Genomic DNA, 24315 nt, shown 5'->3' with positions numbered 1-24315 from the left:
ACACGTTGCCACACATTTGAGAAAAATTCTGTACATATTGACAATTTTAGTTTTCGGAATGACTTATGGTCAAGAAAACGAAACTTCTGATTGTGATTTACAATCGGAAAATCAACTATGGAAAGCGGAATATGAAAAAGCGGAATCCAAAGCTGAACGGATTGAATTGATAAAATCTAAAATCAAATCTGACTCGATTTACGAACAATCTGAACCGAAAATTAAGACAGCACATTCGCCAACGATTTTCAACGAACATAAAAACAAAAACGGAATTGAATGTGGTTGTAAAATTTTATTCGTTTTACATTACAAAAAAAGACGTTCGATTATTGTAAATCTAAATGACCGACCTGAATTAAGCATTGTTGTGGATAAACTAAATTCCGAAAATGTAGAACGGATATGGACTGAATTTAATAAGGAAACTGCACAAGCGGTTTATGGAGTGGCTGGTAAATGTGGATTTGTACAATTGAGAATAACTGACAGAAAATTAAAACGACTGATAAAAAACGTGTGGCAACAACGTATATAGCTCATAGCTGGGCAGTTGCTCAATCGAAGTTTCGGCATATTTGGAAGTCCGCCAAATTTTTTAATTTGGTTTTTTGAGAAAATAAGGTGAAAAAAAATTAAAAAATTCGGCTCGTGCTTAACCGAAAAGTTATCGCTAATTTGCACGCTACGAGCCATATACAAGACCGTTGGCAACCATTTAAGAAAAATCCGTAAACATTTGAAAAATCCAGCCAAATAGAACCGAAAAAATATTGTGGGCGGAATTGAATTGCGGAATTGACAAACTGAACTGAATACAAAACCGAATGAAAACGGATTTTTTGCCGACTAAAAGCTGAACCGAAAATTTTTGAGTTTTAAGCCGATTTCTGACAAGCGAAACGCATAAGAAACCTGAAAATTATTGCGGAATAAAAAACTGAACCGAAAACTATTGCGCCGAATTTTACTCGGACGGAAAAAATCAGCGGAAAAAGAATCGAATTTTTTTTGATTTTTAAGTAATAATCCGAAAAGTTTGTGTTTATCTACGAAAATGAATCTGAAAAGGAAAAAGCAGAATCGGAATGTGGAAAACCGTAAAAAGAATTAAGCAGAATTGACTAAATTGGTCGTTTAAAGAATAAAAACGACTGAATTAAAGCTGACGTGAAAAAGCAGAGCGACAAAGGAAAAACGGTTGCCAACAAAGTATAAAAATAATTGCTATTTTGGCTAAACCAAAGGTAGTTGCAATTTTGCACACTTCTGAATTTCATGCTGAAATTCCTCGCGTACAAAACCGCAACTATTCTTATACAAAAACGTTGCAAAACATTGTCGAGCAAGTTTGTGAAAATCACTCAAACTGAATAAATAATTTTGAGATTTTATTTTTTAAAATTTAGAAAAAATGAAAATTGTGGAACACTCTCTCGCTCGAAAATTTTAGAAATAATCAGAAAATTTGGAATTTAAAATGTTTGAACTTACTCGAATTCTGAAAATAAGTTTGGCGGATTTCTTACTCAAAATCTGAATATAGGAAGTTTTCGAATTGAGGAAAGACAAAAAATCTAAACTGTGGAATTTACTCAAACTCTGAATAAAAAATAGTGAGAAAATTACTCAAAAGTTGAAATTTTAAAGAGAGAAAAAGGAAAATAAGACGGAATTATAAACTGAAAAAACAACGATTTTGCAACAAAGTATAAAAATAATTGCTAATTTTAGCCTAACCGAAAGTAGTTGCAATTTTGCACACTTCTGAATTTCATGCTGAAATTCCTCGCGTACAAAACCGCAACTATTCTTATACAAACACGTTACAAACAATTAAAACCAAGATTACGAATGAAAAAAATGAATTTACTTCTCGGAATAATAATATTTATAAATTTATCTTGTACTTCTGAAGATAATGGAGTTGAGAACCGAAATGGATTTAATTTTAATGGCACATTTTACGAAACATCTTTTGCAGGAACTGAAAGTAGAAGTTCACCATATCATTTAATTTTTTCCAATACAGATAACACAAACTTGCCAGAGGCACATTTTGGTAGTTTTTATTTAGATTCGGGATCTGATGTTCAAAATGGTCCATTAATTGAAGGACAATATTCTACTTCTAATGGAACAAATTCTAAATTTGGAATTCACGGCTACCAATTTATTCATTTCCAAGATAACTCTAATGCAGATGAAGTTCATATTGCTTCTGGATATTGGCATCAGGATGAAAGATTTATTTCAGGTAATGTAGAAATTAATTCTATAACTTCAACTGGTGATGATATAGTAACAAATATTGACATTGATTATACATTTAAATGGAATTCTGTAACAGTAGTTGGACATTATAACGGACCAGTTATTAACGATGATTTTTAATTTAAACATTGTATATAAATTTAATATTTTAGATAAAAAAAACTGTTTGTAACACCGTGTAAAAAAAATTGCTGGTTTTATCATACTTACGAAAATCCTCGCGGATTTTCTTGGTTTATGTTTTGTTTAGTAACTTTATTGCTTGAAACACGCAACTTTTCTTACACAACAACGTTGGCAACCATTTAAGAAAAATCCGTAAACATTTGAAAAATCCAGCCAAATAGAACCGAAAAAAATATTGTGGGCGGAATTGAATTACGGAATTGACAAACTGAACTGAATACAAAACCGAATGAAAACGGATTTTTTGCCGACTAAAAGCTGAACCGAAAATTTTTGAGTTTTAAGCGAATTTCTGACAAGCGAAACGCATAAGAAACGTGAAAATTATTGCGGAATAAAAAACTGAACCGAAAACTATTGCGCCGAATTTTACTCGGACGGAAAAAATCAGCGGAAAAAGAATCGAATTTTTTTTGGATTTTTAAGTAATAATCCGAAAAGCTGTGTTTATCTACGAAAATGTATCTGAAAAGGAAAAAACAGAATCGGAATGTGGAAAACCGTAAAAAGAATTAAGCAGAATTGACTAAATTGGTCGTTTAAAGAATAAAAACGGCTGAATTAAAGTTGACGTGAAAAAGCAGAGCGCCAAAGGAAAAACGGTTGCCAACAAAGTATAAAAATAATTGCTAAGTTTAGCTTAACCAAAGGTAGTTGCAATTTTGCACACTTCTGAATTTCATGCTGAAATTCCTCGCGCACAAAATCGCAACTATTCTTATACAAACACGTTGCCAAATATAGCTCACTCACTCAAAACCTGAATTGAAAATTGAGTTTTTAAAGCTAAAAAAGGAATTTAAAAATTGTGAAACACTCTCTCGATAATCGGAATTTTAGCAAAATGTTGAGTTTATAAAATGTGAAAAACTACTCTTTCGAAGTTTCGGAATTGAAAACTAAATGGTGGAATTATCACTCAATCCCAAAATTTCGGAAACTGAATTTAGAAAATTAGCGGGATTCTTACTCAAACTTGAAAAATAAAAAATGAGGAATTAACAAAAACTCAAATTAACAATGAAAAAAACTACATTTGGCAACAAAGTATAAAAATAATTGCTAATTTTAGCTTAACCAAAGGTAGTTGCAATTTTGCACACTTCTGAATTTCATGCTGAAATTCCTCGCGCACAAAACCGCAACTATTCTTATACAAACACGTTGCCAAATATAGCTCACTCACTCAAAACCTGAATTGAAAATTGAGTTTTTAAAGCTAAAAAAGGAATTTAAAAATTGTGAAACACTCTCTCGATAATCGGAATTTTAGCAAAATGTTGAGTTTATAAAATGTGAAAAACTACTCTTTCGAAGTTTCGGAATTGAAAACTAAATGGTGGAATTATCACTCAATCCCAAAATTTCGGAAACTGAATTTAGAAAATTAGCGGGATTCTTACTCAAACTTGAAAAATAAAAAATGAGGAATTGACAAAAACTCAAATTAACAATGAAAAAAACTACATTTGGCAACAAAGTATAAAAATAATTGCTAATTTTAGCTTAACCAAAGGTAGTTGCAATTTTGCACACTTCTGAATTTCATTCTGAAATTCCTCGTGTACAAAACCGCAACTATTCTTATACAAAAACGTTAGCAAATATTGTTCTCACTCAAACGCTGAAAAATAGTGAATTAAAACCAATCGGTTTTATCACAAAAAAGGAATTTCAAAATGCTGAGCACTCTCTCGCTCGTAAGATTTTGCGTGGGAATATACTCAAATGTGGAATTATAAAACGTGAGAATTTTCTTAAACTCTAAAAACCAAAATTGCGGAATTTCCAATCAATCGTGAAATTTAGAAAGTTTGAGAAATTGAGCAGAAAATGAAAAATATAAATTGCGGAATTCTTACTCAAAAGCTGAGTTTTAGGATTTAATTAATGAACTAAGGAGAATGAAAAAAACAACATTTGCTAACAACGCATAAAAATAATTGCTATTTTAGCTTAACCAAAGGTCGTTGCAATTTTGCACACTTCTGAATTTCATGCTGAAATTCCTCGCGCACAAAACCGCAACTATTCTTATACAAACACGTTGCCAAATATAGCTCACTCACTCAAAACCTGAATTGAAAATTGAGTTTTTAAAGCTAAAAAAGGAATTTAAAAATTGTGAAACACTCTCTCGATAATCGGAATTTTAGCAAAATGTTGAGTTTATAAAATGTGAAAAACTACTCTTTCGAAGTTTCGGAATTGAAAACTAAATGGTGGAATTATCACTCAATCCCAAAATTTCGGAAACTGAATTTAGAAAATTAGCGGGATTCTTACTCAAACTTGAAAAATAAAAAATGAGGAATTGACAAAAACTCAAATTAACAATGAAAAAAACTACATTTGGCAACAAAGTATAAAAATAATTGCTAATTTTAGCTTAACCAAAGTTAGTTGCAATTTTGCACACTTCTGAATTTCATTCTGAAATTCCTCGTGTACAAAATCGCAACTATTCTTATACAAACACGTTACCCAACATTTGACCAAACATTACGCTGAATTGAAAAAACTAAAATCTGACTTCACAATAAACGAAATTGGAAAGTTCCGATTTTATAGCGGAATTGCAATCGGAATTGGATTTAGCTTAATTTTAAATTCTCTATTTCGAATTACTTTAAAGCTTTGTAATATTGGAGAAGTTATTACGGATTTGAATTGGATAAATTTAGTGAATTACGAATTTTCAACTTATTATCTGACTTTAATCGGATTCGCTTCAATTGGATTTTCTTTTTGTTTTACGACTTATTTATGGATGAGCAAACCTTTTGCGACTGATAGAAGAAAAACTATAAGGTTGAGAATGGCTCAAATTAATCCGATTTGGATTTTATTTGGAACATTACTTTTTCTATTGCGAATGTTTTGGTTTCTTGCTGGAGTCGATTTGACAATTGAAAAAGATTTTGCGTATTTGGGATTTATGATTCCAATTTTTATTTATTTGTATTGTTGGAATTTAATTTCGGATATTTATAAAAGTAAAAAACCGTTTCTAATGACTTCGCTGATTATTATAATTCTCGGAATTATGTTGAGCGGAATTTAGAAAATAAAATAAAAACGTTGGGTAACACCGTATAAAAATAATTGCGGTTTAGTGCTTAATCAAAGGTCGTTGCGTGTTTGTAACGTCTGAATTTCCTTCGGAAATTCCTCGCATACAAACCCGCAACTATTCTTATACATCAACGTTAGCAAATATTGTTCTCACTCAAACGCTGAAAAATAGTGAATTAAAACTAATCGGTTTTATCACAAAAAAGGAATTTCAAAATGCTGAGCACTCTCTCGCTCGTAAGATTTTGCGTGGGAATATACTCAAATGTGGAATTATAAAACGTGAGAATTTTCTTAAACTCGAAAAACAAAATTGCGGAATTTCCAATCAATCGTGAAATTTAGCAAGTTTGAGGAATTGAGCAGAAAATGAAAAATATAAATTGCGGAATTCTTACTCAAAAGCTGAGTTTTAGGATTTAATTAATGAACTAAGGAGAATGAAAAAAAACATTTGCTAACAACGCATAAAAATAATTGCTATTTTAGCTTAACCAAAGGTAGTTGCAATTTTGCACACTTCTGAATTTCATGCTGAAATTCCTCGCGCACAAAATCGCAACTATTCTTATACAAACACGTTGGCAACAAGGCGGCTCACTCAAACGGCAAAACCAACTCTTTAAAAAAAAGAAAAGAGAAAAAAATGAGAATTGAATTTAAAAAACAACTTCTGACTTTACTTTGCGTGCTGATTTCTTTATTGTCATTTAGTCAAGTTAAACTTCCAACAAAACCGAAAACTTCCACATTTAAAGTTATCAATTCTAATTTAGGGCTTCCTAAAGTAAATATTCCAAACACAAACTTTCTGAACAATCAACCAAATGGAATGAGTGTCTACGAACAAGACCGAAAAAGAGTTGCACAACAAAAAAACGAACTGAAACAAATCTATGCGGAATTAAACGCTGACCGAATTAACTACTCTTTGCCAAGTTATAGCAATATTGAAAGTACAAAGCATTACCGAAAAGCTTTTGACCAATTAGCGAAAATGAAAGCAGACAGCTTTTCTATTAAAAAAGCAACGTTTATAATTGAAAATGCTTACTTCGAAGAAAAACAAAGTTATGCTGAATTTGAAAAAGTAGTTAAACAAACAGGAAACTTCTTGCGTGAAAAAATGGAGGAATTGGGTTATGACCAAAACCGAAACTTAGCTAAAAACTTTATACTCTTTCAATTCTTTTCAGACACGTTGCAAATCAAATCCAAGAATTTAAAACATTTACCTTTTAAATATGACTTTGAAGATTATTTAGGTATTAAAGATTGGTCTAAAATGTTTGTATCAAAATTATTAGCCACAGGAAAAGGACAATGTAATTCATTACCAAGATTATATTTAATTCTTGCAGAAGAAATTGGTGCAGAAGCATTTTTATCATTGTCGCCTAATCATTCTTATATCAAATTTAAAGACGAGGAAGAAAATTGGTATAACGTAGAATTAACAAATGGAATGTTCACAACAGAATCTATGATTTTACAATCGGGTTTTATAAAATCCGAAGCTTTACAAAGCGGGATCTATATGCAACAAATGACAGAAAAACAGTTGCTATCGCAACTGTATTCTGATTTTGCACAAGGTTACACTCGTAAATTTGGTTACGACCCATTTGTAAAAAAAGTTATAGATAAAGCATTAGAATTATATCCCAATAGCATCACAGCAAATATGATAAACTCAAATTATTTAACCATTCAATTTGAGTATGTTGCCAAACAAGTTGGCATCAATCCAAGAAACCGACAAGAATTACAGAACATTCGTTTTTATCCTAAAATTGTAAAACTATTGAACAATGTAAACGCTCAATATACTAAAGTAGATAATTTAGGTTTTGAATTTATGTCGGCAGAAGCCTATCAAAATTGGTTAGCTTCGTTAAAAGAAACTAAACAAAAACAAGATAGTGAGGATATGAAAAAACAATTTAACATCAAACTTAAAAAAACATTTAAATACTAATCAATGCGTAAATTACTACTACTCTTTTTAATAGTTAATTGTTTTGTGCTGAAAGCACAAAACAATCAATATTTATATGATGAGGCGTTTACAACACTTTCAGAAATGTTAGAAGAAAAAAGACCTCTAAATTTTAAAAAAGCTGTTTTTACAGTTGAAAATGCTTATTTAGATGGACTGCTAGATACTATTTCTTTAAACGATCAAATTAATTTTTTAAAAAAATTAAGTATAAAAATTAGAGAAAACAGCAAATTAGAATATCAAGAAAAAGATAGTTTAATCGTAAAAAAGTATGCAAGTCTTTTTGCAGTTATAAAAGATAGTCTATTTATGGTAAATCAAAAAGGTAAAGAATTTATTCATCTACCTTTTAATTACGATTTTGAAGATGTTTTTGGGCATCAAGATTGGTCTAAAATGTTTGTTTCAAAATTATTAAGTTCACATATAGGCAATTGTCATTCTATTCCATATTTATACAAAATAGTTGCGCAAGAGATTGGTGTTACTGCAAATCTTGCATTAGCACCAAACCATATTTACATAAAACATAGAAGTGTAAAAAATGGTTGGTACAATACAGAACTAACAAGCGGAATTTTTCCAATAGATGCGTGGATAATGGCTTCGGGTTATGTCCATTTAGATGCTATTAGAAATGGTGTGTATATGAAAGCCTTAACAGAAAAAGAAAGTATTGCACTTTGTTTGGTAGATTTAGCACAAGGTTATCAAAAAGCAGAAATCTACGATTTAGATTTTGTTATAAAATGTGCAAACAAGGCACTTGAATATTTTCCAAACTATGTAAATGCTATGATTTTAAAAACAGAAGCTAAAGGAAAAAAAATTGAAAACATATTATCAAGCTACAATACAGATTTTAGAAGCGTTCGTAAATATCCAAAAACACACGCTATTTTTAAAGAAATAGAAAAAGAGTTAGCAATAATACACAAATTAGGCTATCGTCAAATGCCAGAGGAAATGTATTTAGATTGGCTTGTTTCTTTAAAAAAGGAAAAGCAAAAATATGCAAACAAAAAAATCAATACCTTTAACACCAAAACCAACTAATTATGAAAAAGTTACTTTTATTTATTGTACTTATTTTTTCTATTAGTCTTTCTTTTGCTCAAGAAAAAAAATTAACAAAAGAAGAAAAAGAAAAAAGAGAGCGTAACATTCAAGCAGGAAATCCTTTCAAAGAATTTGGGTATAAACCAAAAATTGCAACATTAAGCAAAGGAAAATATTTAGAATTTCACGATTTAGATAGCATTGTTAAAATTGGTTCTTTTACGTTTCACGTAAAAAGAAAAACCATAAATGGTTATTCGCAAGAAGAAACAAAATATTCAGAAGCCACTTTAAGACCTGAAATTGTAAGTCGTTGGTTTAGTCCTGACCCTTTAAGTGAGGAATTTCCAAGTTGGTCGCCTTATAATTTTACAATGAATAATCCAATTCGGTTTATTGACCCTGATGGTCGTGCGCCAATAGATGTAAATTGTTGTGGTTTTCTTCCAACTGGTGCTGGTATAGGCTTAATGTTTAGAAGATTTAAAAACACAGCAAACTATATGCGTCAAGGAAATTCTTTAACAACTTCTTATTTAATGGCAAGTGGAGATGATGCAATAGATGCAACTAAACAAACATTAAGATATGTAACACCTGTTGAAGATATTTATGGTGTTGCAACAGGTGAAGATTTTTATGGAAATTCATATAATAGAGCAGAAGCAAGTGGTTGGGCGGCTGCAAGTTTTATACCATTTGCAAAACTCGGAAAATTAGGTAAGCTTGGAAAAGCATATAATAAAGCCGATAATTTGATAGAATACGGGATAAAAGGAGCTGATGATATAGGCACAGGTACTGCATCATTATCCAAGAAAGGGATTTTAGAACTTGATTTTAACGTTCCTAAAGGTATGAGAGGTCAAGGAATTGGTACTGAAATGTTTGATGATGCTGTAAAAACTTTTGGCAAAGACATTAAAGGTATACAGGGCTTGTGGTTAGGTGGCGATAACTTAGGTGCTTTTAATAAAGCAATCAAATCAGGTTCATCCATTCAAAATGCGATATTCTCAACACCAACAGGAAAATGGGCTAAAAAAAATGGTTTTAATACTGTTGAATGGGGTGCAAATAGTGTTTTTAATTCCGATAATACAGCAGAAGCTGTTCAATTAATCTTTAAAAAATAATATGAGAATATATATATGTAACATAGATAAATGTATTTCTTTTGATAAAAATTCAAATGAATATGAGTTTTTAATTAATATATTTTTAAATAATAAGATATCTAAAAACAAAGCAATACTAAAAATTTCAGAAAGAATCGAAAGTATTTTAAAAAGCAGAGAATTAGATACAAAAAGTCATAATTTAATAGAAAAAACGTTTAATAATAAAAAGCTATCATTAGGAAGAGATAGCACAGATATTAGATTAATATTTTTAATTAACCTATTAAATATTGTTAATAAAAAAGACTATTCTACATACATCATTGAAAAAATAAAACCAAATATTAAAAATGAGTTTAATTATTTAAAACAAGGAACTAAAAATATTAATGATTTAGATATTGAAATTATAAAATGCTTATTTAATTTAAGTTTATTAAAATCAAAAAATAATATAATTGAGCTATCAGAAAAAGGAGAAAGAATTTCTTTATTATTATAGTAACTTTTACTATATACTATAAATACACTTATAATTTGTAATTTCTATTTTTTATCCTAAATTTAAGTTACTAAACAATGATGCTTATTTTAAATCAAAAGAAACTTAATAAAATGTCCATTTTATTATAATATTGTATCTTTATTGCTATAAACTTTTAAATATCAATATTATGAGTAAGCAATATGAAACAGGAAATGCAAAAAATGTAGCCAATTTACAAAAACTTATAGAACAAGTTTCTGTTTATACCGGCTACAATCCATCTGTAGAAAACCTAACAATAGCAAGTTTAAATACACTTTACACTAATGCTTTAGCATCTGTAACAGCAGTAGAAGAAAAACGTAATGCTAACAAAAATGCTATTCACACAAGACAACAAGCTTACTCAAATCTTAAACCTATTACTACAAGAATTATCAATCAATTAGATATTCTTGGGCTTACAAAAGGGGTTTTAGACCAAGCAAAATCTTTAAATCACTTAATTCAAGGTAGCGCAAAGAAAAAAAAAGTAATTAATGAAGAAACAGAAGAAGAACAAAATACAGTTTCTACCTCTCGCCAATCATATACACAATTAGCAGATAATTTTTCTAAATTACTACAATTGCTTTCTACTATTCCAAGCTACAACCCAAACATAGAAGAACTAAAATTAGTAAATCTTAATACATATCTTACTTCACTCATAAACAGCACAAAAGGAGTTGACCAAACAGAAGCAGAACTTAATGAAAAATTGATAGAAAGAGATAATGTTTTGTATGCAGATGGAACAGGATTATATACAATTGCTCAAAATGTAAAAAAATATATAAAAAGTTTATTTGGTGCTACCTCACCAGAATATTCAAAAGTATCAAAAATAAAATTTACCACCAATTAATATAAAACTAACAACCTAATTTATAATTTTAATAAGTCATTTTATAAATTTAAAGAAACAATTTAATATTTGAGAGCCCTAAAGCATACTTTTAATAACCTAAACTATATTTATAACAGGAAAAATTATAATTTTAACGACATAATTTATAAATGTTGCACAATAAAATAATATTTGAATAAGTAGAAATAATAATATAATGTAGGAAAACAAAAATAAAGCCCAGTTGCCAACACCGTGTATAATTAATTGCTATTATTAGCTTATTTACGAAAGTACTCGCAAAGATAAAAGTTAGTTTTTATTTATTAAATTCATTGCTTAACCTACGCAACTAATCATACACAAAACCGTTAGCAAATATTGTTCTCACTCAAACGCTGAAAAATAGTGAATTAAAACTAATCGGTTTTATCGCAAAAAAGGAATTTCAAAATGCTGAGCACTCGCTCGCTCGTAAGATTTTGCGTGGGAATTTACTCAAATGTGGAATTATAAAACGTGAGAATTTTCTCAAACTCGAAAAACCAAAATTGCGGAATTTTCAAGGAATCGTAAAATTGAGCAAGTTTGAGAAATTGAGCAGAAAATAAAAAATATAAATTGCGGAATTCTTACTCAAAAGCTGAATTTTAGGATTTATTAATGAACAAAGGAGAATGAAAAAATAACATTTGCTAACAACGCATAAAAATAATTGCTATTTTAGCTTAACCAAAGGTCGTTGCAATTTTGCACACTTCTGAATTTCATGCTGAAATTCCTCGCGCACAAAACCGCAACTATTCTTATACAAACACGTTAGCTTTAATGCTCGGGACATTGCAAAACCGAAAATTTCAGGTTTAAATCAAAAGTCATTTAAAGCAGAATTTAAAAATAAAATGCGGAATATTGAGCTGAATAATCACTCAAACCCTGAATTGAATTGCGTCTGACTTTTTAGCTCGTTTGCGGAATCGAAAACCGAATTGAAAAGTGGAATTTCACTCAATCGGAATTTAGCAAGTTGAGGAATCGCTCACTCGAAATCTGAATTAAAAATATTGCGGAATTTGAGCAAGTTTACTGAATGAAAGTCGAGCTGAATAAAAAAATAAAATGCGGAATTAAAAAGCCGACCGAAATTTAATATTGACTAAAAAATAAACGGACAAAAAAGCACTAAAGCTAACAAAGTATAAAAATAATTGCTACTTTTAGCTTAACCAAAGGTAGTTGCAATTTTGCACACTTCTGAATTTCATGCTGAAATTCCTCGCGCACAAAACCGCAACTATTCTTATACAAGACCGTTGCCAAATATAGCTCACTCACTCAAAACCTGAATTGAAAATTGAGTTTTTAAAGCTAAAAAAGGAATTTAAAAATTGTGAAACACTCTCTCGATAATCGGAATTTTAGCAAAATGTTGAGTTTATAAAATGTGAAAAACTACTCTTTCGAAGTTTCGGAATTGAAAACTAAATGGTGGAATTATCACTCAATCCCAAAATTTCGGAAACTGAATTTAGAAAATTAGCGGGATTCTTACTCAAACTTGAAAAATAAAAAATGAGGAATTGACAAAAACTCAAATTAACAATGAAAAAAACTACATTTGGCAACAAAGTATAAAAATAATTGCTAATTTTAGCTTAACCAAAGTTAGTTGCAATTTTGCACACTTCTGAATTTCATTCTGAAATTCCTCGTGTACAAAATCGCAACTATTCTTATACAAACACGTTGCAAAACATTGTCGAGCAAGTTTGTGAAAATCACTCAAACTGAATAAATAATTTTGAGATTTTATTTTTTAAAATTTAGAAAAAATGAAAATTGTGGAACACTCTCTCGCTCGAAAATTTTAGAAATAATCAGAAAATTTGGAATTTAAAATGTTTGAACTTACTCGAATTCTGAAAATAAGTTTGGCGGATTTCTTACTCAAAATCTGAATATAGGAAGTTTTCGAATTGAGGAAAGACAAAAAATCTAAACTGTGGAATTTACTCAAACTCTGAATAAAAAATAGTGAGAAAATTACTCAAAAGTTGAAATTTTAAAGAGAGAAAAAGGAAAATAAGACGGAATTATAAACTGAAAAAACAACGATTTTGCAACAACGCATAAAAATAATTGCTAATTTTAGCTTAACCAAAGGTAGTTGCAATTTTGCACACTTCTGAATTTCATGCTGAAATTCCTCGCGCGCAAAACCGCAACTAATCTTATACAAACACGTTGGCAACCATTTAAGAAAAATCCGTAAACATTTGAAAAATCCAGCCAAATAGAACCGAAAAAAATATTGTGGGCGGAATTGAATTGCGGAATTGACAAACTGAACTGAATACAAAACCGAATGAAAACGGATTTTTTGCCGACTAAAAGCTGAACCGAAAATTTTTGAGTTTTAAGCCGATTTCTGACAAGCGAAACGCATAAGAAACGTGAAAATTATTGCGGAATAAAAAACTGAACCGAAAACTATTGCGCCGAATTTTACTCGGACGGAAAAAATCAGCGGAAAAAGAATCGAATTTTTTTTGATTTTTAAGTAATAATCCGAAAAGTTTGTGTTTATCTACGAAAATGAATCTGAAAAGGAAAAAGCAGAATCGGAATGTGGAAAACCGTAAAAAGAATTAAGCAGAATTGACTAAATTGGTCGTTTAAAGAATAAAAATGGCTGAATTAAAGCTGACGTGAAAAAGCAAAGCGACAAAGGAAAAACGGTTGCCAACAAAGTATAAAAATAATTGCTATTTTGGCTAAACCAAAGGTAGTTGCAATTTTGCACACTTCTGAATTTCATGCTGAAATTCCTCGTGCACAAAATCGCAACTATTCTTATACAAAAACGTTGTGGTTTATATTTCGCCAATTTACTGTCTGAATTGAAAAATAAAAAAATTGTAGCTTGTTTAAAGCAAAATTGAAAATTAATTTTAAACAATTATGAAAAACAGAAAAAACAAAATTACTAACCTTTTAAAAATTGGAGTTCTACTTTTTGGAATTTCTGTATTACTTTGGAATTGTGAAGAAGAAGAAATTAATAATTTTAAAACACCTACAAACTCAAAAACTCCTTTTGAAACAATTCCTTTTAAATCAGTATTAGAACAAGAGGAATTTAATGAGATTGCTAAAGTTTCTAAAACTGAAAAATACTTTAAAGAATCATTTAATAACCCTAAAGGAATATTTAGTAAATCTTCTTCTAGAAAAAAATCTTTCGAGGTTATAAAAAAGTTTGTTAAAAAAATAAAAAAAGAAAATTATACGTCTTACACTTTTTTAATTAAAAGAGATAAAAATATTTATCAAAACAGTGTTTTTGAAAATTTAGTAGTTGAAAAGAAAAATAATAAAATAAAAGCTTTTATTATAAAATATGAACCTTCTTTAGAATATTTACATAGTAAAAACTTACCATTTTCAGGAAAATTAAGTGTACAAAAAATTGATTATGACCCATCTTTTTTAAGCAAAATGCAACGAGAATGTGGCTGGATAGAAACTTATACCAGAAGAAATTGTACTGTTCATGGTTATAATGGTGTTAATATACCAGGATGCAACAACTATGGAAAAGATTCTTTTGTATATTCAGCTTCATATGTTTGTTCAGACTCAGGTGGAGGAGGAACTTCTTTTGGTTCTGGAGGTTCTTCTACTGGAGGTGGAGGAGGCTCAAAAGGTGGAGGAAGTACTACTTCCCCTGTTTATCCTTGTGAAGACCCTATTCACGGATGTGATAAAATGCCTTGGAAACAATTAGCAAACCAATTAGAAATTACAGACCAAACACAAATAGATTGGGTTAATGACTCTGCTAATTTATTACAGGTAAACGCTCTCTTTAATTTTGGAGAAGCGAACCAATGGTCTAATAGCGTTATAGCTATTTCTCAACAAATTGTAAGCGGACTTTCTAATACCAATAATTTAAATTTATCATTTGAGGAAAATCTAGCAGTAAAAAACAAAGCAACTGAAATTTTCGACATCATCGCAAAAAATAATTTCACTAATATTGACCAATTTTCGCTTGCCGACCAAAAAACCATTGCTAAGAATTCTTTATTTATTGGCTTGTTGCCAAGTGTTAGTTCTATCATTGGAAATTATTGGCCCAAAAATGCTGAACAATGGGCTGTAATTGGTGATTTATTCGTTCAATTTTTACCAGAATTAGCATTGGGGTTTATTCCTGGTAGTAGTATTGTAGATGTTATAAAGGGGCTTGATAAGGGAGATGCTGTAGGTGTTGCTTTTGGTATTGCTGGGGTAATTGCCGATGTTTTTGGTGGCACCATTCTTGGAGGACTTACCAAAGCTGTTAAGATAGGAAAGAAAGTTTTTACTTCTTTTAAACTTACATATAAATTTGTAACTGTCGTAGGTAAAGGTTTAAAAGCTGGATTGAAAGTATCTTTAGAAGGAACTACTGTAATTTTAAAGAAAAGTGGTAACGAAATTGCTCGTATTGCTAACAACGTAATGACTTTTAATTACTCTGGTTTTGGAGGTAAAATTATCACTAATCCTAATAAAACAACTACCGTTATTGGTAGGTTTGATGATTTAATTAACCCTCCAGGAGTTAAAACAATAAAAGATAGTAGCCTTTATAAATATGGAGAAAACTCTGGAGGAATTAACATTTTAGATGCTCCAACTGGTACTTGGTCGATTCAATTAAATATGGATTGGTTAAATGATGCTATACAGAGAGGAGATATTATAAGGGTTGTATCTAATCCATTAGATAATAGAAATTTATTTCGATTAGATTCTTTTGGTAATATAACAAATCAACTCACACCTTTTGGAATGGAAGTAAATAGGCTAAATTTAGCAGGATACACTTTTAATCCAAGTACTTTTGAATTTATACCTTAAACATATGAAATTAAAAAAAGATATTCTTGAAAAAATAGAAAATGATTTTTCTAGTCAAAAAGAAAATGTTATTAATTTATTAGTAAATAAAATAAATGAAAATGAGCATATAAATCACCCAAGAATAATAAGATGCGTGATTTATTTGTCCAATGGTGATTTATTTGAACTAAATCATTATTTAAAAACAGCCATTTCAGATCCGAGAGATGTTATGTTGTACGCTGAATATGAAAATAACAACACTTTAAATCCGTGTAGGATTAGAGATTTTAATAATGAATTTGGGAAAGAATTAATTAAATAAAAAATACAAACCACAACCATGTATATAAAAAATAGCAGTTAAGTACAAACTTTTAATTTTGTGCTTACCTGTTATTTTAACTTATAAACTGAAAGTAATAGTATCTTTTATTTCGCTACTTTTCATATACAAATACGTTGGCAATAATTAAAACGAAGTGCAAAACGACAAACTATTTTACGGAAAATTATTTTTGATTTCTGTTGGTTTACTTCTTGTAAACGACTTTTATTTAAAATATCAGTTTCATAATTATCTGACTGGAAAACTATCTGATTTCGTCGGACTTTTTGCCTTTCCTTATTTTGTTAGTTTATTATTCAAAAGTAAAGTCAAAACTATTTACATTCTGACTGGAATTTTATTCGTTTTTTGGAAAAGCAGTTCTTCTCAATTTGCTATTGACTTTCTGAATAATATCGGAATTGGAATAAATCGTGTCGTGGATTATTCTGATTTAATTGCACTTTTAATTTTACCACTTTCTTATCGTTACAGAACAAAAAACACAAGCGGAATTAAAAAAATAAATTTCCTTCCAAAAGAATTTATAATTGGAATTTGCTCGTTTGCATTTATAGCAACTACTCTTCCAAAAGAGAGAGGAGAAATAAATTTAAAATCGACTTACGAAACAGAATTTGAAATGCAAAAAGATTCTGTATTGAGAAAAATGTTTAAATATTATCAAAGTGATAATGACCCAAAATATCAAGCAGTAATCGAATTACCAGAAAAAAGGTCGAGAATAATTGTATCAACCATAATTTCAGAAACCGAAAATGACAGAACAAAAGTTCAGCTTGACAGTATATTATTTTTTGTGACTGAAGCAAGAGGCTTTTTTGGAGTTCAGAAAAAGAATGTGGATTATGTTAAGGAATTGAAACTAAAAGATTTTGAACAATTATTTACAGAACAAATTATAAACGAACTGAATAAAAAATAACTATTGCCAACACCGTGTAAAATTAATTGCTGGTTTTAGCCGATTTACGAAAGTCCTCGCGGACTTTCTATCTGTGATTTATTTGCTAACTTTAGTGCTTAAAACACGCAACTAATCTTACACAAATACGTTGCAAAACATTGTCGAGCAAGTTTGTGAAAATCACTCAAACTGAATAAATAATTTTGAGATTTTATTTTTTAAAATTTAGAAAAAATGAAAATTGTGGAACACTCTCTCGCTCGAAAATTTTAGAAATAATCAGAAAATTTAGAATTTAAAATGTTTGAACTTACTCGAATTCTGAAAATAAGTTTGGCGGATTTCTTACTCAAAATCTGAATATAGGAAGTTTTCGAATTGAGGAAAGACAAAAAATCTAAACTGTGGAATTTACTCAAACTCTGAATAAAAAATAGTGAGAAAATTACTCAAAAGTTGAAATTTTAAAGAGAGAAAAAGGAAAATAAGACGGAATTATAAACTGAAAAAACAACGATTTTGCAACAAAGTATAAAAATAATTGCTAATTTTAGCTTAACCAAAGGTAGTTGCAATTTTGCACACTTCTGAATTTCATGCTGAAATTCCTCGCGCACAAAATCGCAACTATTCTTATACAAAAACGTTAGCAAATATTGTTCTCACTCAAACGCTGAAAAATAGTGAATTAAAACTAATCGGTTTTATCGCAAAAAAGGAATTTCAAAATGCTGAGCACTCGCTCGCTCGTAAGATTTTGCGTGGGAATTTACTCAAATGTGGAATTATAAAACGTGAGAATTTTCTCAAACTCGAAAAACCAAAATTGCGGAATTTTCAAGGAATCGTAAAATTGAGCAAGTTTGAGAAATTGAGCAGAAAATAAAAAATATAAATTGCGGAATTCTTACTCAAAAGCTGAATTTTAGGATTTATTAATGAACAAAGGAGAATGAAAAAATAACATTTGCTAACAACGCATAAAAATAATTGCTATTTTAGCTTAACCAAAGGTCGTTGCAATTTTGCACACTTCTGAATTTCATGCTGAAATTCCTCGCGCACAAAACCGCAACTATTCTTATACAAACACGTTAGCAAATATTGTTCTCACTCAAACGCTGAAAAATAGTGAATTAAAACTAATCGGTTTTATCACAAAAAAGGAATTTCAAAATGCTGAGCACTCGCTCGCTCGTAAGATTTTGCGTGAGAATTTACTCAAATGTGGAATTATAAAACGTGAGAATTTTCTTAAACTCAAAAAAAACAAAATTGCGAAATTTCCAATCAATCGTGAAATTTAGAAAGTTTGAGAAATTGAGCAGAAAATGAAAAATATAAATTGCGGAATTCTTACTCAAAAGCTGAGTTTTAGGGTTTAATTAATGAACTAAGGGGAATGAAAAAAACAACATTTGCTAACAACGCATAAAAATAATTGCTATTTTAGCTTAACCAAAGGTCGTTGCAATTTTGCACACTTCTGAATTTCATGCTGAAATTCCTCGCGCACAAAATCGCAACTATTCTTATACAAACACGTTAGCAAATATTGTTCTCACTCAAACGCTGAAAAATAGTGAATTAAAACTAATCGGTTTTATCACAAAAAAGGAATTTCAAAATGCTGAGCACTCGCTCGCTCGTAAGATTTTGCGTGAGAATTTACTCAAATGTGGAATTATAAAACGTGAGAATTTTCTTAAACTCAAAAAAAACAAAATTGCGGAATTTCTAATCAATCGTGAAATTTAGAAAGCTTGAGAAATTGAGCAGAAAATGAAAAATATAAATTGCGGAATTCTTACTCAAAAGCTGAGTTTTAGGATTTAATTAATGAACTAAGGGGAATGAAAAAAACAACATTTGCTAACAACGCATAAAAATAATTGCTATTTTAGCTTAACCAAAGGTCGTTGCAATTTTGCACACTTCTGAATTTCATGCTGAAATTCCTCGCGCACAAAATCGCAACTATTCTTATACAAACACGTTAGCAAATATTGTTCTCACTCAAACGCTGAAAAATAGTGAATTAAAACTAATCGGTTTTATCACAAAAAAGGAATTTCAAAATGCTGAGCACTCGCTCGCTCGTAAGATTTTGCGTGAGAATTTACTCAAATGTGGAATTATAAAACGTGAGAATTTTCTTAAACTCAAAAAAAACAAAATTGCGAAATTTCCAATCAATCGTGAAATTTAGAAAGTTTGAGAAATTGAGCAGAAAATGAAAAATTGTGGAGTTCTTACTCAAAAGCTGAATTTTGGGATTCAATTAATGAACAAAGGAGAATGAAAAAAATAACATTTGCTAACAAAGTATAAAAATAATTGCTAATTTTAGCTTAACCAAAGGTAGTTGCAATTTTGCACACTTCTGAATTTCATTCTGAAATTCCTCGCGCACAAAATCGCAACTATTCTTATACAAACACGTTATGGGCAAATTAACAAACATAACGGTCGAAATAAGCTGGAAAACGACTTTAAACAGGAGTAGGCAAAATTTAAAACAATAAGTTATGAAAACAAAACACTACATTCTTTTTGGGTTAATAATGCTAATTTCTAGCAACTTATTTTCCCAAGTAAAACAAAATGAAATCCTATCAAAGGATGCGAAAGGAATTGCTAATTTTTTAAAATTTAAGGAAACTAAACTTGAATCTTCTGACAACGCAGTTAAATCATTTTTAAAAAAACAGTATAACCTGAATGATAATTATGAATTTAAACAAAAAAATAATTCACTCATTATTGAAAACGGTATTAAATCTCAAAAATTAGAACAATATTACAAAGGAGTAAAAATAGCATTCAGTGAAATAGTTGTTGTTTCAAAAAACAATAATGTAAAAACCATAAATGGAAAAGGATTAAATATTGAAAATATTAACATAACCCCAAAACTATCTGAAAGTGAATCATTGAATCATCTTTTAAAAAAGATAAGTGCAGAAAAATATGCTTGGGAAGATAATTCATACGAAGAATTAATAAAAAAAGAAACAAATGACCTACTTGCTACCAATTATCCCAAAGGAGAATTAGTAATTATTGACAAAGACTTATTTGACGACATTTTTGAACCTATTTTAGCTTATAAATTTAATGTCTATGCTACATTACCTTTATCTAGCTCCATTTATTATGTCGATGCTTCTAATGGAAAATTAATTCTTGAAAATCCATTAATTAAACATGTTCAAGGTACAGCACAAACAAGATATTCAGGACAAAGAACAATTGAAACACAACAAAATGGTAGTTCGTATAGATTAAGGGATTATTCAAGAGGTAGTGGAATTGAAACTTATAATATGAATAATGGTACAAATTATAATTCAGCTACTGATTTTACAGACAATGATAATAATTGGACTTCTTCTGAATACAATAATTCAAATAAAGACAATGCTGCTTTAGATGCTCATTGGGGTGCTGAAAAAACTTATGACTACTTTTTAGAAAAACATAATAGAAATAGCTATGATAATAATGGAAGTAAAATTAAAAGTTATGTACATACTAATCTTGTAGGGTTAGGTCGCCCAAACAATGATAATGCCTTTTGGGACCCAACATACAAAAGAATGACCTATGGAGATGGACAGTATTTATTTGATGCCTTAACAAGTATTGACGTAGTTGCACATGAAATAGGTCATGCTGTTTGTAGCTCTACAGCAGACTTGTATTACGGAAATGAATCTGGAGCAATAAATGAAGGTTTAAGTGATATCTGGGGAGCAATGGTAGAATATCATGCAGATACAACAAAACAGACTTATGAAATTGGAGAAGAAATAAAGTTAGGTGGTGGCTCTTTACGTTCTATGTCTAACCCAAATTCTAGAAACCAACCTGACACTTACAAAGGTGATTACTGGTATTGGTATCCTTCAAATCCAGGTTATGGTGAGGGAGTCCATACAAATAGTGGTGTATTAAATTACTGGTTTTATTTACTTGCAGAAGGTGGAAATGGAACTAATGATATTGGAAATGTTTTTAATGTTAACGGAATAGGAAAAGAAAAAGCATCAAAAATTGTTTATAGAGCAGAAAGTATCTATTTTACTTCATCTACAACTTATAGTCAAGCTCGTCAACTGACTATCCAAGCTGCAGAAGATTTATACGGAGAGAACTCTATTGAATCCGCATCAACTTGTCAATCTTGGTATGCTGTAGGGGTTGGAGATAATAGTTGTAATGTTGACATTGAGCTTACAGGAAATTCTACAATTTGCAATACATCAAACTATACTTATACTCTAAATTATACACCACCAAACTCTAGTACAAATTGGTCAGTAACTTCTGGTATTCAAATAATAAATAGTAACAATTCTTCTATCACTATAAACTCTATAAATAGCTCTTTCAATGGAATGGCTACAATTACTGCTTCAATTAGCGGAACAATAATAAAAAAAGATATTTGGATTGGAAAGCCTAAATTTACTTTTGAAATTGAACCAGTAGGCATTAATTATATACATGTTAATATGATTGGTTACAATAGTTCTGATATTACCAAACAAGGCATTACTTCAACAACTTGGCAAAAAATATCAGGTAGTGGTGGTTGTTATTCATCTTTTTATGGAAATAATTTCTTTGGTAGTGGAAATGGAAATTGCAATAGTTGGGTTGCTTATGCCAAAATAACAGCAACAAATGTCTGTGGCACAACAACTATTTATCGTCATTTTACCCCACCAGCCCCAAACCCTTGTAACAATATAACGTTTAATGGTCAAAGTATAGTAATTGAAGACCCTTGTAATAACTTTAACGGAATAGCTGGTAATTCTAATTCAATAAAAAGTATTTTGATTTATAATTTAATGGGGAAACAAGTGAGCAATAATAATGATTTATCAATACTTTCTAAAGGTATTTATATTATAAAAGTAGAATTAACAACAGGAGAAATATTAACTAAAAAAATAATCAAATGAAAAAATTAACTTTAATAATCTGTATCATTCTATCAATATCAAGTTGTGAAAAAAATGATGATGAAATAAACTATCCTACTTGTCTGCAAACACGTATCAATAATTTCATTGAAAACTACGGAGTACAAAATCCACGTTCAAATATAAAAAAGTATACATACCAAAATCAAAGTGTATATATTTTTTATGCAAACAATGTATCTGATGAGCATTTCAGTGTTATTGATGAAAATTGTAATACAATTTGTTCATTTGGCAGTATTGCTGGTAATAACACTTGTGATAACTGGGAAAGTGCAGAACTTATAGAAACCGTTTGGACTGATAATAGATAAAATCTGCCCATAACAACGTATATAATTTATTGCTAGTTCTAGCCTACTCCCGAAAAACCCCGCGGTTTTCCAATCCCGTTTTTATTTGCTAAATTTAGTGCCTAGAAACCGCAACAAACCATATACCGCACCGTTAGCTTTAATGCTCGGGACATTGCAAAACCGAAAATTTCAGGTTTAAATCAAAAGTCATTTAAAGCGGAATTTAAAAATAAAATGTGGAATATTGAGCTGAATAATCACTCAAACTCTGAATTGAATTGCGTCTGACTTTTTAGCTCGTTTGCGGAATCGAAAACTGAATTGAAAAGCGGAATTTCACTCAATCGGGATTTAGGAAGTTGCGGAATTGCTCACTCGAAATCTGAATTAAAAATATAGCGGAATTTGAGCAAGTTTGCGGAATGAAAGTAGAGCTGAATAAAAAATAAAATGCGGAATTAAAAAGCCGACCGAAATATAATATTGACCAAAAAATAAACGGACAAAAAAGCACTAAAGCTAACAAAGTATAAAAATAATTGCTAATTTTAGCCTAGCCGAAAGTAGTTGCAATTTTGCACACTTCTGAATTTCATGCTGAAATTCCTCGCGCACAAAACCGCAACTATTCTTATACAAACACGTTAGCAAATATTGTTCTCACTCAAACGCTGAAAAATAGTGAATTAAAACTAATCGGTTTTATCACAAAAAAGGAATTTCAAAATGCTGAGCACTCGCTCGCTCGTAAGATTTTGCGTGAGAATTTACTCAAATGTGGAATTATAAAACGTGAGAATTTTCTTAAACTCAAAAAAAACAAAATTGCGGAATTTCTAATCAATCGTGAAATTTAGAAAGCTTGAGAAATTGAGCAGAAAATGAAAAATATAAATTGCGGAATTCTTACTCAAAAGCTGAGTTTTAGGATTTAATTAATGAACTAAGGGGAATGAAAAAAACAACATTTGCTAACAACGCATAAAAATAATTGCTATTTTAGCTTAACCAAAGGTCGTTGCAATTTTGCACACTTCTGAATTTCATGCTGAAATTCCTCGCGCACAAAATCGCAACTATTCTTATACAAAAACGTTAGGCAATATTGAAAAAAATGCATCTGAAATTAATATTCGCACACATATTGATATTTATTATTTCCATTTTCGGATTCACATATCTGTATGAATATGTTGGAAATGGAACACTTGAAATAATTTATGCTGTTTTTCATCTAACAATAGTTATTATACTTTATTTAGTTAGCGGATTTTTAGCAACTGACAAAACTGAACTTTTTGATTTAAAAAAATATTACATCATTGCATTAATTGGATTCATCATTTGGCTATTTGCAGTTTTGAATTCCCCAACTGATTTGAATTGGAAAAATGGAAACGGAGGAATTTTATGGCTGATTTACAGAATGTATATAAGTGGAATAGAAACGCCATTTAATTTTAGTGATAGTATCTCTATTTCTACAAAAAACATAAAACTTGAAATAGGAATATTACTGATTTTAACAATAATCCCATCTTTATTACAGGCCTATATAAAGCGGAATAAAAAAACATTGCCTAACACCGTATAAAAATAATTGCTATTTTAGGCTTAACCAAAGGTCGTTGCTCTTTTGTTACGTCTGATTTTCCTTCGGAAAATCCTCGCACACAAAACCGCAACTATTCTTATACATAAACGTTGCCCACAATCCCCCATAGAAACCTTCTTTCCTCATTACGTTGGCTAACGTAAAAATCGTATCTTTCTAAATAATTAA

At 30.0% G+C, this 24315-nt stretch carries 19 protein-coding genes; all 19 read left to right on the top strand.

Going from position 1 to position 24315, the window contains the following annotated elements; genetic code table 11:
- Positions 1–37 precede the first annotated feature (37 nt).
- The 19 genes from J3359_RS13535 (at position 38) to J3359_RS13445 (ending at position 24126) form a co-directional block, all read left to right on the top strand.
- A complete protein-coding gene (locus tag J3359_RS13535; protein WP_208077378.1) occupies positions 38–538 on the top strand; it encodes a hypothetical protein in 501 nt (166 codons plus the stop codon).
- Positions 539–1863: 1325 nt separating this feature from the next.
- Positions 1864–2394: a hypothetical protein gene (locus tag J3359_RS13530; RefSeq protein WP_208077377.1), complete on the top strand. Its 531-nt coding sequence runs from the start codon at positions 1864–1866 to the stop codon at positions 2392–2394.
- Between the two features lie 2578 nt (positions 2395–4972).
- The gene (locus J3359_RS13525) at positions 4973–5524 is read left to right on the top strand and encodes a hypothetical protein (protein WP_208077352.1); all 552 of its coding nucleotides are present in this window, start codon (positions 4973–4975) and stop codon (positions 5522–5524) included.
- Between the two features lie 657 nt (positions 5525–6181).
- Positions 6182–7513 (top strand): hypothetical protein, encoded by a 1332-nt coding sequence (locus tag J3359_RS13520; protein WP_208077376.1) that lies wholly within the window; start codon positions 6182–6184, stop codon positions 7511–7513.
- A gap of 3 nt (positions 7514–7516) precedes the next feature.
- Positions 7517–8593 carry a hypothetical protein gene (locus J3359_RS13515; protein ID WP_208077375.1) on the top strand — a complete coding sequence of 359 codons (1077 nt, stop codon included), beginning with the start codon at positions 7517–7519 and terminating at the stop codon, positions 8591–8593.
- Between the two features lie 2 nt (positions 8594–8595).
- Positions 8596–9732 carry a hypothetical protein gene (locus tag J3359_RS13510; protein ID WP_208077374.1) on the top strand — a complete coding sequence of 379 codons (1137 nt, stop codon included), beginning with the start codon at positions 8596–8598 and terminating at the stop codon, positions 9730–9732.
- A 1-nt stretch (position 9733) separates the two neighbouring features.
- Positions 9734–10219, top strand: a complete 486-nt coding sequence (locus J3359_RS13505; protein WP_208077373.1) for a hypothetical protein — start codon at positions 9734–9736, stop codon at positions 10217–10219.
- Positions 10220–10391: 172 nt separating this feature from the next.
- Positions 10392–11111, top strand: a complete 720-nt coding sequence (locus tag J3359_RS13500; protein ID WP_208077372.1) for a hypothetical protein — start codon at positions 10392–10394, stop codon at positions 11109–11111.
- Between the two features lie 2943 nt (positions 11112–14054).
- Positions 14055–16004 (top strand): hypothetical protein, encoded by a 1950-nt coding sequence (locus J3359_RS13495; protein ID WP_208077371.1) that lies wholly within the window; start codon positions 14055–14057, stop codon positions 16002–16004.
- Positions 16005–16008: 4 nt separating this feature from the next.
- Positions 16009–16311, top strand: coding sequence for a hypothetical protein (locus J3359_RS13490; RefSeq protein ID WP_208077370.1), 303 nt, complete (start codon positions 16009–16011; stop codon positions 16309–16311).
- Between the two features lie 157 nt (positions 16312–16468).
- Positions 16469–17260: a hypothetical protein gene (locus J3359_RS13485; protein WP_208077369.1), complete on the top strand. Its 792-nt coding sequence runs from the start codon at positions 16469–16471 to the stop codon at positions 17258–17260.
- 559 nt (positions 17261–17819) lie between these two features.
- The gene (locus tag J3359_RS13480; protein WP_208077368.1) at positions 17820–18128 is read left to right on the top strand and encodes a hypothetical protein; all 309 of its coding nucleotides are present in this window, start codon (positions 17820–17822) and stop codon (positions 18126–18128) included.
- A 139-nt stretch (positions 18129–18267) separates the two neighbouring features.
- Complete coding sequence (locus J3359_RS13475) at positions 18268–18549, top strand: hypothetical protein (protein WP_208077367.1); 282 nt, start codon at positions 18268–18270, stop codon at positions 18547–18549.
- A gap of 169 nt (positions 18550–18718) precedes the next feature.
- Positions 18719–19000, top strand: coding sequence for a hypothetical protein (locus tag J3359_RS13470; protein ID WP_208077364.1), 282 nt, complete (start codon positions 18719–18721; stop codon positions 18998–19000).
- A gap of 169 nt (positions 19001–19169) precedes the next feature.
- Positions 19170–19451 (top strand): hypothetical protein, encoded by a 282-nt coding sequence (locus J3359_RS13465; RefSeq protein ID WP_208077367.1) that lies wholly within the window; start codon positions 19170–19172, stop codon positions 19449–19451.
- 319 nt (positions 19452–19770) lie between these two features.
- A complete protein-coding gene (locus tag J3359_RS13460) occupies positions 19771–22215 on the top strand; it encodes a M4 family metallopeptidase (RefSeq protein ID WP_208077366.1) in 2445 nt (814 codons plus the stop codon).
- Positions 22212–22550, top strand: coding sequence for a DUF6970 domain-containing protein (locus J3359_RS13455; protein ID WP_208077365.1), 339 nt, complete (start codon positions 22212–22214; stop codon positions 22548–22550). The genes J3359_RS13460 and J3359_RS13455 overlap by 4 nt, the downstream gene beginning before the upstream one ends.
- A gap of 557 nt (positions 22551–23107) precedes the next feature.
- Complete coding sequence (locus J3359_RS13450) at positions 23108–23389, top strand: hypothetical protein (protein WP_208077364.1); 282 nt, start codon at positions 23108–23110, stop codon at positions 23387–23389.
- Positions 23390–23637: 248 nt separating this feature from the next.
- Positions 23638–24126 carry a hypothetical protein gene (locus tag J3359_RS13445; RefSeq protein ID WP_208077363.1) on the top strand — a complete coding sequence of 163 codons (489 nt, stop codon included), beginning with the start codon at positions 23638–23640 and terminating at the stop codon, positions 24124–24126.
- The last annotated feature ends 189 nt before the right edge of the window (positions 24127–24315 follow it).

Source organism: Polaribacter cellanae (assembly GCF_017569185.1).
Taxonomy (GTDB): domain Bacteria; phylum Bacteroidota; class Bacteroidia; order Flavobacteriales; family Flavobacteriaceae; genus Polaribacter; species Polaribacter cellanae.
Note: the sequence above shows the minus strand (reverse complement) of the source record. Positions and strands in the feature narration are given on the sequence as shown.